The 12,505-nt window shown below is 61.0% G+C and carries 13 protein-coding genes; all 13 read left to right on the top strand.

What is annotated here, in order from left to right:
- The first annotated feature begins 8 nt into the window (after positions 1 to 8).
- The 13 genes from hscB to der all read left to right on the top strand — a co-directional run bounded on the left by hscB (position 9) and on the right by der (position 12,364).
- Positions 9 to 530, top strand: a complete 522-nt coding sequence (gene hscB, locus EGJ86_RS15845; RefSeq protein ID WP_106734649.1) for a co-chaperone HscB — start codon at positions 9 to 11, stop codon at positions 528 to 530.
- 45 nt (positions 531 to 575) lie between these two features.
- Positions 576 to 2,441, top strand: coding sequence for a Fe-S protein assembly chaperone HscA (hscA, locus tag EGJ86_RS15840; RefSeq protein ID WP_125835777.1), 1,866 nt, complete (start codon positions 576 to 578; stop codon positions 2,439 to 2,441).
- Positions 2,442 to 2,444: 3 nt separating this feature from the next.
- The gene (gene fdx, locus EGJ86_RS15835) at positions 2,445 to 2,786 is read left to right on the top strand and encodes an ISC system 2Fe-2S type ferredoxin (protein ID WP_090336096.1); all 342 of its coding nucleotides are present in this window, start codon (positions 2,445 to 2,447) and stop codon (positions 2,784 to 2,786) included.
- 106 nt (positions 2,787 to 2,892) lie between these two features.
- The gene (gene iscX, locus EGJ86_RS15830; RefSeq protein ID WP_037001993.1) at positions 2,893 to 3,093 is read left to right on the top strand and encodes a Fe-S cluster assembly protein IscX; all 201 of its coding nucleotides are present in this window, start codon (positions 2,893 to 2,895) and stop codon (positions 3,091 to 3,093) included.
- A 101-nt stretch (positions 3,094 to 3,194) separates the two neighbouring features.
- On the top strand, positions 3,195 to 3,626 hold the full coding sequence (ndk, locus tag EGJ86_RS15825; RefSeq protein ID WP_003459696.1) for a nucleoside-diphosphate kinase: 432 nt from the start codon (positions 3,195 to 3,197) through the stop codon (positions 3,624 to 3,626).
- Positions 3,627 to 3,652: 26 nt separating this feature from the next.
- A complete protein-coding gene (gene rlmN / locus EGJ86_RS15820) occupies positions 3,653 to 4,801 on the top strand; it encodes a 23S rRNA (adenine(2503)-C(2))-methyltransferase RlmN (RefSeq protein ID WP_125835776.1) in 1,149 nt (382 codons plus the stop codon).
- 13 nt (positions 4,802 to 4,814) lie between these two features.
- On the top strand, positions 4,815 to 5,576 hold the full coding sequence (gene pilW / locus EGJ86_RS15815) for a type IV pilus biogenesis/stability protein PilW (protein WP_125835775.1): 762 nt from the start codon (positions 4,815 to 4,817) through the stop codon (positions 5,574 to 5,576).
- Positions 5,573 to 6,556 (top strand): RodZ family helix-turn-helix domain-containing protein, encoded by a 984-nt coding sequence (locus EGJ86_RS15810; RefSeq protein WP_125835774.1) that lies wholly within the window; start codon positions 5,573 to 5,575, stop codon positions 6,554 to 6,556. Before pilW ends, EGJ86_RS15810 begins: the two co-directional genes overlap by 4 nt.
- Positions 6,557 to 6,559: 3 nt before the next feature.
- A complete protein-coding gene (gene ispG / locus EGJ86_RS15805) occupies positions 6,560 to 7,672 on the top strand; it encodes a flavodoxin-dependent (E)-4-hydroxy-3-methylbut-2-enyl-diphosphate synthase (RefSeq protein ID WP_125835773.1) in 1,113 nt (370 codons plus the stop codon).
- Between the two features lie 20 nt (positions 7,673 to 7,692).
- Positions 7,693 to 8,979, top strand: a complete 1,287-nt coding sequence (hisS, locus tag EGJ86_RS15800; RefSeq protein WP_125835772.1) for a histidine--tRNA ligase — start codon at positions 7,693 to 7,695, stop codon at positions 8,977 to 8,979.
- Positions 8,980 to 9,011: 32 nt separating this feature from the next.
- Positions 9,012 to 9,650 carry a tetratricopeptide repeat protein gene (locus EGJ86_RS15795; protein ID WP_125835771.1) on the top strand — a complete coding sequence of 213 codons (639 nt, stop codon included), beginning with the start codon at positions 9,012 to 9,014 and terminating at the stop codon, positions 9,648 to 9,650.
- Positions 9,643 to 10,794 carry an outer membrane protein assembly factor BamB gene (gene bamB / locus EGJ86_RS15790; RefSeq protein ID WP_106734657.1) on the top strand — a complete coding sequence of 384 codons (1,152 nt, stop codon included), beginning with the start codon at positions 9,643 to 9,645 and terminating at the stop codon, positions 10,792 to 10,794. The genes EGJ86_RS15795 and bamB overlap by 8 nt, the downstream gene beginning before the upstream one ends.
- A 97-nt stretch (positions 10,795 to 10,891) precedes the next feature.
- Entirely contained in the window at positions 10,892 to 12,364 is a 1,473-nt protein-coding gene (gene der, locus EGJ86_RS15785) for a ribosome biogenesis GTPase Der (RefSeq protein ID WP_090336109.1), read from the top strand.
- Positions 12,365 to 12,505: the final 141 nt, after the last annotated feature.

Raw genomic sequence — 12,505 nt, 5'->3', positions numbered from 1 at the left:
GCGCTCGCGTGGGTAATCCTTGTCATTTCGCCCTGTTCGACCTGCAGCCGAGCTTTCGTCTCGATATGGAGCAACTGGCCGCTCGCTACCGTGAGCTGGCGCGCCAGGTGCATCCGGATCGCTTTGCCGATGCCGGTGAGCGTGAGCAGCGTTTGGCGCTGGAGCGCTCGGCCTGCCTCAACGAGGCTTATCAGGTTCTGAAAACTCCGTCTCAGCGGGCACGCTACCTGCTGGCCATGCGTGGCCCCGAGTTGCCGCTGGAAGTGACGGTGCAGGATCCCGATTTCCTCCTGCAGCAAATGCAGCTGCGCGAAGAGCTGGAGGAACTGCAGGATGAGGCTGATCTGGCCGGTGTCGCGGCCTTCAAGCGTCGCCTGAAAGCGGCGCAGGAGCAGCTCAACGAGCACTTCGCTGCATGCTGGGATGACGAGGCCCGCCGTGAAGAAGCCGAGCGTCTGATGCGTCGCATGCAGTTCCTCGACAAGCTCTCCCATGAAGTGCGCCAGTTAGAAGAGCGCCTCGACGATTAACCTGTAGGTTGCGACGGCAGCCTGCCTGATGATTTCAAGAAGACCATGGCCTTATTGCAGATCGCCGAGCCCGGGCAGAGCCCGCAACCGCACCAGCGTCGTCTGGCAGTGGGTATTGACCTGGGTACCACCAACTCTCTGGTCGCTGCTGTGCGCAGTGGTCTGGCCGAGCCCCTGGCTGACGATGATGGCAAGGTCATCCTGCCGTCTGCCGTGCGTTACCATGCTGGAAGCATCGAGGTTGGCGAGTCAGCCAAACTTGCGGCCGCCAGCGATCCGCTCAATACCGTGTTGTCGGTCAAGCGCCTGATGGGGCGGGGTATCGCCGACGTGCATCAGCTCGGCGAGCAAATGCCTTACCGCTTCGCTGCAGGCGAGTCGCACATGCCCTTCATCGAGACGGTGCAGGGGGCGAAGAGTCCGGTTGAAGTCTCTGCAGAAATTCTCAAGACCCTGCGCTTGCGCGCTGAGCAGACCTTGGGTGGTGAGTTGGTCGGTGCGGTGATTACCGTCCCGGCTTATTTCGATGACGCTCAGCGTCAGGCCACCAAGGATGCTGCGCGTCTGGCCGGCCTGACCGTTCTGCGTCTGCTCAATGAGCCTACCGCCGCTGCAGTCGCCTATGGTCTGGATCAGAAAGCCGAGGGCGTGGTTGCTATCTATGACCTCGGTGGTGGCACTTTCGATATTTCTATCCTGCGCCTGACCGGTGGTGTGTTCGAGGTGCTGGCTACCGGCGGCGACAGTGCGTTGGGCGGTGACGACTTCGATCATGCCGTAGCCGACTGGATCATCCAGCAGGCCGGTATTTCCAGTGATCTTGATCCGTCGACCCAGCGTAGTCTGCTGCAGGCTGCCTGTGTGGCCAAAGAAGGGCTGACGGATGCTGATAGCGTCGAGCTGAGCCATGGTGAATGGCGAGGTTCGTTGTCGCGCACGCAGTTCGAGGCGCTGATTGAACCGATGGTGGCGCGCAGTCTCAAGGCTTGTCGTCGTGCTGTGCGTGATTCTGGCGTCGAGCTGGAAGAGGTTGGTGCGGTCGTAATGGTTGGTGGCTCTACCCGCGTGCCGCGTGTACGTGAGGCCGTCGGCGAACTGTTCGGTCGGGCGCCGCTGACCAATATCGATCCGGATCAGGTGGTGGCCATTGGTGCTGCGATCCAGGCCGACGCCCTGGCGGGCAATCAGCGTGATGACGGCGAGGAGTTGCTCCTGCTGGATGTGATCCCCCTGTCGCTCGGCCTGGAAACCATGGGCGGGCTGATGGAGAAGGTGATCCCGCGCAACACCACCATCCCGGTGGCGCGTGCGCAGGAGTTCACCACCTACAAGGATGGCCAGACGGCCATGATGATTCACGTGCTGCAGGGGGAGCGCGAACTGATTGCCGACTGCCGCTCCCTGGCGCGTTTCGAGTTGCGCGGTATTCCGCCTATGGTGGCCGGCGCGGCGAAGATTCGCGTGACCTTCCAGGTCGATGCCGACGGCCTGCTTAGTGTCGCAGCGCGTGAGCTGAGTTCTGGGATTGAGGCGAGTATTCAGGTCAAGCCGTCTTATGGCCTGACCGATGGCGAAATTGCACGCATGCTGCAGGACTCCTTCCAGAATGCTGGAGGCGACAAGGCTGCCCGCGTGCTGCGTGAGCAGCAGGTCGATGGTCAGCGCCTAGTCGAGGCGGTCGAGGCGGCGCTGCAGGCCGATGGCGAGCGTTTGCTGGATGCCGAGGAGCGCGAGGTCATCGAGCTGCAGGTGCAGGAATTACGCGATCTGCTGGCGGGCAATGATGGCCTGGCGATCGAGCGGCAGACCAAGCGGCTGTCGCAGGTCACTGATGCTTTCGCGGCTCGCCGCCTGGATTCGACGGTAAAAGCCGCGCTGGCAGGGCGCAATCTGAATGAGATCGAGGAATAATTGATGCCGCAGGTAATTTTTCTGCCTCACGAGCGATTCTGCCCGGATGGTCTGGTGGTAGAGGCTGAGCCTGGAGTTTCCATCCTCGAGCTGGCGCACGAGCACCATATCGAGATGGAAAGCGCTTGCGGCGGTGTGTGTGCCTGCACCACCTGTCACTGCATCGTGCGCGAAGGTTTCGATTCGCTGAACGAGGCGGATGAGTTGGAAGAGGATTATCTGGACAAGGCCTGGGGGCTCGAGGCTCAGTCGCGCCTGGCCTGTCAGGCTATCGTTGGTGAGGAAGATATCACCGTCGAGATTCCCAAATATTCGCTTAACCACGCAGCCGAAGCGCCGCACTGACAGGCAGCTCCCTCATCCGGCGCTTCGCGCCACCTTCTCCCAAAGGGAGAAGGGCCCAGAGGAAGTTGTCGCTACGCGACTTTCACGTTAAGCAGGAAGCATGATCATGAGTCTGAAATGGGCCGATGTACTGGACATTGCCATCGAGCTGAGCGAGCAGAAGCCGGATGTCGATCCGCGCTACGTGAACTTCGTCGATCTGCACCGTTGGGTCGTGTCCTTGCCGCAGTTCTCCGATGACCCGCAACGCGGGGGAGAGAAGGTGCTTGAGGCGATACAGGCGGCCTGGATCGAAGAACTCGATTGAAACAGGCGCTTACGGCGCCCGCCCTACGCTTTTAACCGGAACCCGCGTATAATTCGCGGGTTTAATTTTTCGCTTTAACCCTAAAGTTTCTGGAGCTTCACATGGCTGTTCAACGTACTTTCTCCATCATCAAGCCTGACGCCGTTGCCAAGAACGTCATCGGTGAGATCACCACCCGTTTCGAAAAAGCCGGCCTGCGCGTTGTTGCTTCGAAGATGGTGCAACTGTCCGAGCGCGAAGCCGCTGGTTTCTACGCTGAGCACAGCGAGCGTGGCTTCTTCAAGGATCTGGTTGCTTTCATGACTTCCGGTCCGGTCATCGTTCAGGTTCTGGAAGGCGAAAACGCCGTTGCCAAGAACCGTGAACTGATGGGTGCCACCAACCCGAAAGAAGCAGCTGCCGGCACCATCCGTGCTGACTTCGCCGTTTCCATCGACGAAAACGCTGTTCACGGTTCGGATTCCGAAGCCTCCGCTGCTCGCGAGATCGCTTACTTCTTCTCCGCTACCGAGCAGTGCGCGCGCATTCGCTGATTGGCGAATGATGCGAGGGTGAAGCCATGACCAATACCACCGGGAAGATCAACCTGCTGGGCCTGACCCAGCCGGAAATGGAACAGTTCTTCGAGTCCATCGGCGAGAAGCGCTTCCGTGCCGGCCAGGTAATGAAGTGGATTCACCACTTTGGCGTCGATGATTTCGCCGCCATGACCAATGTCGGCAAGGCCTTGCGCGAGAAGCTCGAGGCCTCTGCCGAGATTCGCGGCCCGGAAGTGGTCAGCGAAAATATTTCTGCCGATGGCACGCGCAAGTGGGTGGTGCGTGTGGCGTCGGGTAGCTGTGTGGAAACCGTTTATATCCCGCAGAACGGTCGCGGCACGCTTTGTGTTTCGTCCCAGGCCGGTTGTGCCCTGGATTGCAGCTTCTGCTCCACCGGCAAGCAAGGCTTCAATAGCGACCTGACCAGCGCCGAGATCATCGGCCAGGTATGGATCGCCAACAAATCCTTCGGCAGCGTTCCGGCGAAGATTGATCGTGCCATCACCAACGTGGTGATGATGGGCATGGGCGAGCCGCTGCTGAACTTCGACAACGTCGTCTCTGCCATGCAGATCATGATGGATGACCTCGGCTACGGCATCTCCAAGCGCAAGGTGACCCTGTCCACCTCCGGCGTGGTGCCGATGATCGACAAGCTGGCCGAAGTCATCGACGTGTCTCTGGCGCTGTCGTTGCACGCGCCCAACGACGAACTGCGTAATCAGCTGGTACCGATCAACAAGAAGTACCCGCTGGAGATGCTTCTGTCAGCGTGCAAGCGCTACGTCTCCAAACTAGGCGAGAAGCGCGTGCTGACCATCGAGTACACCCTGCTCAAAGGCGTCAACGATAAGCCTGAGCACGCTGAGCAGATGATCGCACTTCTGGCCGATGTACCTTGCAAGATCAACCTGATTCCGTTTAATCCCTTCCCCTTCTCGGGGTACGAGCGGCCGAGCAATAACGCCATTCGCCGCTTCCAGGACCTGTTGCACAAGGCTGGTCATAACGTCACGGTGCGCACGACGCGTGGTGACGATATCGATGCGGCCTGCGGCCAGTTGGTTGGCCAGGTCATGGACCGTACTCGGCGCAGTGAGCGTTACATCGCCGTGCGTCAGCTGGGCAACGAGGCGCAAGAGCCTCGCACTGCCGCCAATCGAAATTGAAGAGAGGATGCCTATGACCTTGCGCCCTACGCTGTTATTGCTCGTTGTCAGCCTGCTTGCCGGTTGTGTGACCACGGGTGATGTCGACCCTATGCGTACGGCTGAAGGACGTGAGAAGGCACGTGATGCATATGTACAACTGGGGATTGCCTATATCCAGCAGGGTGATACCCAGCGCGCCAAGGTGCCGCTGAAGAACGCGCTCGATCTGGACTCCTCCAATGCAGATGCACATGCTGCGCTGGCCATGGCGTTCCAGCTGGAAATGGAGCCGAAGCTGGCCGATGAGCATTTTCGCAAAGCGCTGTCCCAGCGTCCGAAAGACGCCCGTCTGCTAAACAACTATGGCGGTTTTCTGTTCGAGCAGAAGCGTTATCCAGACGCCATGAGCGCCTATCTCAAAGCTGCTGAGGACAATCTCTATCCAGAGCGCTCGTGGGTATTCGAGAATCTGGGCATGACTGCTCTGCAGCTAGGCCAGCGTGAGCAGGCCAAAGAGTATTTCCAACGTTCCCTGCGCCTCAGTAGCCGTCAGCCACGGGCATTGCTGGAAATGGCTCTGCTGTCCTACGGGGACAAGGAGTATGTGCCGGCGCGTCGTTACTACGACAGCTACAGCGAAATAGCGCCACAGAACGCGCGTAGCCTGTTGCTTGGTGCACGTCTAGCCGAAGTGTTTGAAGACCGTGACCGTGCTGCCAGTCTTGGCTTGCAGCTGCGTCGTCTGTATCCGGCCTCTCAGGAATATCAGCAATTTGTTTCGGGGCAACGATGAAAACGGCACATAGCGAAGTGGCCCAGCCGACGCCGACAAATCCAGGTGAAAGCCTGCGCCAGGCTAGGGAAATCAAGGGCTGGAGCTCTGCCGAAGTGGCAGCTCAGCTTAACCTGACGCCACAACGTCTGGCCCAGATCGAAGCCGGCGCTTTCGACAAGCTGCCGGGCACCACCTTTGCGCGTGGCTATATCCGTGCCTACGCCAAGCTGCTCGAAATGGACCAGAACCGACTGGTGATGGAGTTCGATCAGTTCACCGGTACCGATGCCACCGGCAGCAGTGTGCATGCCCTTGGTCGTATCGAAGAGCCTGTGCGTTATTCGCAGAGCATCCTGCGCCTGGTGAGTTTCCTGTTGTTGCTGGCGTTGATCGGCGGCGGTTTTGTCTGGTGGCAGGATCAGGGGCGCCCAGGTGCCAGCCTGGCTGACCTGGGCCTGGAACATGTAGAAGTCGAAGGGGCCGACGGTACCACCCAGGTGCATTCGCTTGCCGAGCCGGAAGACCAGGCGGTAGTCGATGCTCAGGGCAACGAGCAGGGCAGCCCTTTGCTGTTGCCGATCGAGCCGGGCGAGGCACCGGAAGAGTCCTCGGTCGCAGAACAGCCAGCAGCTTCAGATGTTGCGCCGGAAAGCGCGCCAGAAACTCCGGCAACCGCCGTGGCGAATGAGCCAGCAGCTGCTGCCAATACAACAGCGCCTGCCACGGAGCCTGCCGCCCCCGTTGCCGTTCCAGCCGGGCAGGGTGCGCTTAATGTGCAGTTCACTGCTGATTGCTGGACACAAGTGACCGATGCCGATGGCAAGGTCCTGCTCAGCGCGCTCAAACGCAGTGGAGAAAGCATCGAACTAACTGGCAAAGCACCGATGGAGCTGCGCCTGGGCTTTGCCCGTGGCGCCCAGGTGACCTACAACGGCCAAAGCGTGGAGGTTGCGCCGCATATGACCGGCGAAACCGCGCGTCTGAAACTGGGGTTGTAAAGCATGCATTGCGAATCGCCGATCAAGCGCCGACTGTCGCGCAAGATCTGGGTTGGCTCGGTACCGGTGGGCGGCGATGCGCCGATCGCCGTGCAGAGCATGACCAATACCGATACCAACGATGTGGCCGCTACCGTGGCGCAGATCCGTCGCCTGGAAGATGCCGGCGCTGACATCGTGCGCGTTTCCGTGCCAGACATGGATGCTGCCGAGGCCTTCGGTCGCATCAAGCAGCAGGTGCGTGTTCCGCTGGTGGCCGACATCCACTTCGATTACCAGATCGCCCTTCGCGTGGCCGAGTTGGGCGTCGATTGCCTACGGATCAACCCGGGTAACATCGGTCGCGAGGATCGCGTCAGGGCGGTGGTCGAGGCTGCCCGTGACAAGGGCATTCCGATTCGCATCGGCGTCAATGCCGGTTCACTGGAAAAGGATCTGCAGAAGAAATATGGCGAGCCGACCCCGGAAGCTCTGGTGGAGTCGGCGCTGCGTCATGTCGAACACCTAGATCGCCTGAACTTTCCCGACTTCAAGGTCAGTGTGAAGGCCTCCGACGTCTTCATGGCTGTAGAAGCCTATCGTCTGCTGGCCAAGCAGATCGAGCAGCCGCTGCACCTGGGTATCACCGAAGCGGGCGGCCTGCGCTCCGGCACGGTCAAGTCGGCAGTCGGCCTGGGCATGCTGCTGGCCGACGGCATTGGCGATACCATCCGTATCTCTCTGGCCGCCGATCCGGTGGAAGAGATCAAGGTCGGTTTCGACATCCTCAAATCCCTGCGTTTGCGTTCCCGCGGTATCAACTTCATCGCCTGTCCGAGCTGTTCGCGGCAGAACTTCGATGTGGTCAAGACCATGAACGAGCTGGAAACGCGTGTCGAGGACCTGCTGGTACCGCTGGACGTGGCCGTGATCGGCTGCGTGGTCAATGGCCCCGGCGAAGCCAAGGAGGCGCATATTGGCCTCACCGGTGGTAGCCCGAACAACCTGGTCTATATCGACGGCAAGCCCGCCTCGAAGCTGACCAACGAAAACCTGGTGGACGAGCTGGAAAAGCTCATCCGCAACAAGGCGGCCGAAAAGGTCGCCGCCGATGCAGCCGTGATCGTGCGCGGCTGATCCGTGCGTAAGGAATACACTTGAGCAAGTCCCTGCAAGCCATTCGTGGCATGAACGACATCCTGCCGGAGCAGACGCCTGCCTGGCGCTACCTGGAAAGTACCCTGGTTAGCCTGCTCGATGGCTACGGATACAAGGAAATCCGCCTGCCCATCGTCGAGTACACCGAGCTGTTCGCTCGCGGTATCGGTGAAGGCACCGACGTGGTCGACAAGGAGATGTACACCTTCCTTGATCGCAACGAAGAATCCCTGACCCTGCGTCCCGAAGGTACTGCCGGTTGCGTGCGTGCGGTTCTCGAGCATGGGATGTCTGGCGGCGGTCAGGTGCAGAAACTGTGGTACGCCGGCCCCATGTTCCGCTACGAGAAGCCGCAGAAAGGTCGCTATCGCCAGTTCCATCAGGTCGGCGTGGAAGCCTTCAACCTGCCGGGGCCGGACGTCGATGCCGAGCTGATCGTGCTTACCTGGCGTTTGTGGAAAAAGCTCGGTTTGTCTGATGCCGTGACCCTGCAGCTCAACAGCCTGGGCTCCAGTGAGGCGCGAGCGGCTTATCGCGACGCACTGGTAGCCTACTTGCAGGAGCGTTTCGATCAGCTCGATGAAGACAGCCAGCGTCGCCTGACTACCAATCCGCTGCGTATCCTCGACAGCAAGAACGAAGCGACTCAGGCCGCGCTGGTAGGCGCACCGACCTTGGGCGATTACCTCGATGAGGAGTCGCGCCTGCACTTCGAGGGCGTCAAGGCACGCCTGGATGCGGCCGGCATTCGCTACCAGATCAATCACAAACTGGTGCGCGGTCTGGATTACTACAATCGCACCGTGTTCGAGTGGGTCACCGACAAGCTCGGAGCCCAGGGCACCGTGTGCGCCGGTGGTCGTTATGACGGCCTGGTTTCCATGTTGGGTGGCAAGGCCACGCCAGGCGTCGGCTTTGCCATGGGTGTCGAGCGTCTGGTGCTGTTGCTGGAAACCCTGCAGTTGCTACCGGCCGATCTCAACCGCGCCGCCGATGTTTACGTCTGTGCCTTTGGCGAAGCGGCGGAGCTGGCTGCACTGACGCTGGCCGAGCGTCTGCGCGACGAATTGCCGGGTCTGCGCCTGTTGCTCAACTCAGGTGGTGGCAGTTTCAAGAGCCAGTTCAAGAAGGCCGACAAGAGCGGCGCACGCTATGCGCTGATTCTGGGGGACGACGAATTGGCTGGGCGCGTGGTAGGTTGCAAACCGCTGCGCGACGACAGTGAACAACAAAGTGTTGCCTGGGATGCTCTGGCTGAGCATCTGGCTGCCTGCCAGCAGGCCTGAGCAGGCTCTCGATTAGGAGTACGGGGTTAGACATGCAGACCGAAGACGAACAGATCGCACAAATGAAGGACTGGTGGGATCGTAACGGCAAGCCTTTGCTGGCCGGCGGCGTATTGGCGCTGGTAGCTGTATTCGGCTGGCAGGGCTGGCAGAAGTATCAGGACAATCAGGCGCAAGGCGCCTCCGTGCTCTATCAGCAATTGCTGGAGACCGCGTTGGACCCAGCCGGCAAACCCGATGCCGCGAAAGTTGCCGACCTGGCCGGTAAGCTCGACAGCGAATTTGGCGGTAGCCATTACGCCCAGTACGGCAACCTGTTCGTCGCCAAGGTCGCCGTCGAAGCCGACCGTCTCGACGATGCCGCTGCCGCGCTGCAGCGCGTGCTCGACAAGCCGGCCGACGCCACGCTCGGTGAGCTGGCGCGTCAGCGTCTGGCCCGTGTTCTGGCAGCCCAGGACAAGACTGACGATGCGCTGAAGCTGCTCGATGCCAAGGTCGAGGACGCTTTCCTCGCCAGCCGTGAAGAACTCAAGGGCGATCTGCTGGTACAGCTGGGTCGCAGCGATGACGCGCACGCCGCCTATCAGAAGGCCAAGGATGCGCTGGCCGAAGACGCCGCTGTTGGCGGTCTGCAGATGAAGCTGGACGACCTGGCAAAAGAGGATGCGTGACGTGATGCGTTGGAAGAATGCCGCACTGCTGGCTCTGGCCGTTCTGGCCGTGGGTTGCAGCAGCAATAGCAAGAAGGAACTGCCGCCCGCCGAACTGACCAAGTTCGACGCCGAAGTCGAGCTGCGTACCGAGTGGAGCCGCTCCGTTGGTGATGGTCAGGGCGATACCTTCAACATGCTGGTGCCGGCCATCGACGGTGATGTGATCTACGCCGCTGATGTCGAAGGTCTGGTCATGGCCATGGACCGCACCAGCGGCAAGGTCATCTGGCGCAAGAAGCTTGAAATCCCGGTATCCGGCGCCATCGGTGTCGGCTACGGCCAGGTACTGTTGGGTACCCTCAAGGGTGAAGTGATCGCGCTCGATTCCAGTGACGGTGAAGAGCAGTGGCGCTCGCGCGTGACCAGCGAAGTGCTGGCTGCGCCGGCTAGCAATGGCGATATCGTTGTCGTGCAGACGCAGGACGACCGTCTGATTGCCTTCGATGCCAGCACCGGCAGCCAGCGCTGGATCGTCGAGAACACCCCGGCCGTACTGACCCTGCGCGGCACTGGCGCACCGCTGGTGACCAACCGCCTGGTGGTCGCCGGTCTGTCCAGCGGCAAGGTAATTGCGGTCGACGCCCAGCGCGGTCTGCCGGTTTGGGAGCAGCGTATCGCCATCCCGCAGGGTCGTTCCGAACTGGAGCGTGTTGTCGACATCGACGGCGGACTGCTGCTTTCCGGCGGCACCGTCTACGCGGTGAGCTACCAGGGCCGTGTCGCGGCCATGGATCTGGAGTCCGGTCGCGTACTCTGGCAGCGCGAGGCATCCAGCTCGGTTGGCGTCGCTCAAGGTTTCGGTAACGTCTATGTCAGCATGGCCAACGGCACCGTCGAAGGTATCGACGAGCGCAGCGCTTCGGCCCTGTGGAGCAACGATTCGATGGCGCGTCGCCAGTTGTCGGGCCCCGCAGTATTCTCCAGCTATGTCGCCGTGGGTGACTTCGAAGGCTATCTGCACCTGCTGAGCCAGGTCGATGGTCGCTTCGTCGGCCGTACCCGCATCGACAGCGACGGCCTGCGTGCCCAGCCGTTGGTGGTGGGTGACTGGTTGTATGTCTACGGTAACAGCGGCAAGTTGGTGGCGCTGACCATCAAGTAACACGCTATGCTGCCGGTAACCCGACGGCATGAAACACCTTGGCCGCTGCCCCTGCAGCGGCCTTTGCATTTTCTGAATTAACCGAGTGGAGAGCCTGATGGTTCCCGTAATTGCCCTGGTGGGCCGGCCGAATGTCGGCAAGTCCACGCTCTTCAACCGCCTGACCCGCAGCCGCGACGCTATCGTCGGCGACCTGTCCGGTCTGACCCGCGACCGCCAGTATGGCGAGGCGAAGTGGCAGGGGCGCACCTATATCGTGATCGACACCGGTGGTATTTCCGGTGACGAGGAAGGCATCGACGCGAAGATGGCCGAGCAGTCGCTGCAGGCCATCGAAGAGGCCGATGCCGTGCTGTTCCTGGTGGACGCGCGCGCTGGCATGACTGCCTCCGACCAGATGATCGGCGAGCACCTGCGCCGTCGTAACAAACAGAGCTTCCTGGTGGTGAACAAGGTCGACAACCTCGATGTCGACCTGGCTCGCGCCGAGTTCAGCCCCATGGGCCTGGGCGAGCCACTGGCGATTGCCGGTGCTCACGGCCGCGGCATCACCCAGATGCTGGAAGTGGTGCTCGGCGCGTTCCCCAAGGACGCCGGCGAGCCGGAGGAGGGGGCCGAAGAGGAGGAAGTGCTGGAAGGCCAGGAGGCCAAGCGCATTCCCGGCCCGAGCGAGAAGGACGGCATCAAGCTGGCCATCATCGGTCGCCCCAACGTCGGCAAGTCCACCCTGGTCAACCGCATGCTCGGCGAAGAGCGGGTCATCGTCTATGACCAGGCGGGGACCACGCGTGACAGCATCTACATTCCGTTCGAGCGCGACGACGAGAAGTACACCCTGATCGATACCGCCGGTGTGCGTCGGCGCGGCAAGATCTTCGAGGCTGTGGAGAAATTCTCCGTGGTCAAGACGCTGCAGGCCATTCAGGACTCCAACGTCGTGGTGTTCGTCATGGACGCCCGCGAAGGCGTGGTCGATCACGACCTCAACCTGCTCGGCTTCGTGCTGGAAAGCGGCCGCGCCCTGGTCATCGCCCTGAACAAGTGGGACGGTATGGACCAGGGCCAGAAGGATTATGTGAAGACCGAGCTGGAGCGCCGGCTGTTCTTCGTCGACTTCGCCGATATCCACTTCATTTCCGCCCTGCACGGCACTGGCGTGGGCCATCTGTACAAGTCGGTTCAGGCCTCGTTCAAGTCGGCGATAACCCGCTGGCCGACCAGCCGCCTGACGCAGATTCTCGAAGATGCCGTCAGCGACCACGCGCCGCCTCTGGTCAACGGTCGCCGCATCAAGCTGCGCTATGCCCACCTGGGCGGTGCCAACCCGCCGCTGATCGTGATCCACGGTAACCAGGTCGACGCCGTACCGCGTGCCTACTCCCGTTATCTGGAAAACACCTTCCGCCGTGTGCTGAAACTGGTCGGTACGCCCATTCGCATCGAGTACAAGGGCGGCGAGAACCCCTACGAGGGCAACAAGAACAAGCTCACGGATCGCCAGGTGAACAAAAAGCGCCGGCTGATGAGCCACCACAAGAAGGCCGAGAAGAAGCGCAAGGACAAGCGCTAGTAAGCTTTGCGCCAGGGTGTGCGCCGGCGATCGTCCGGCGCGCACGGAAGCTTCCAACTGTTTTTCATAAGCACAGCAGGTGCCGCCTGCTGCGCCCTTCGGCTATCCTCGCGGCTTGCCTTGTTCTTCCAGGAAGTCGCG

Origin of the sequence: Pseudomonas sp. o96-267, from assembly GCF_003935465.1 — a bacterium.
Taxonomy (GTDB): domain Bacteria; phylum Pseudomonadota; class Gammaproteobacteria; order Pseudomonadales; family Pseudomonadaceae; genus Aquipseudomonas; species Aquipseudomonas sediminis.
The sequence above is the reverse complement of the archived record's forward strand: the minus strand, read 5'-3'. Positions and strand labels throughout refer to the sequence as shown.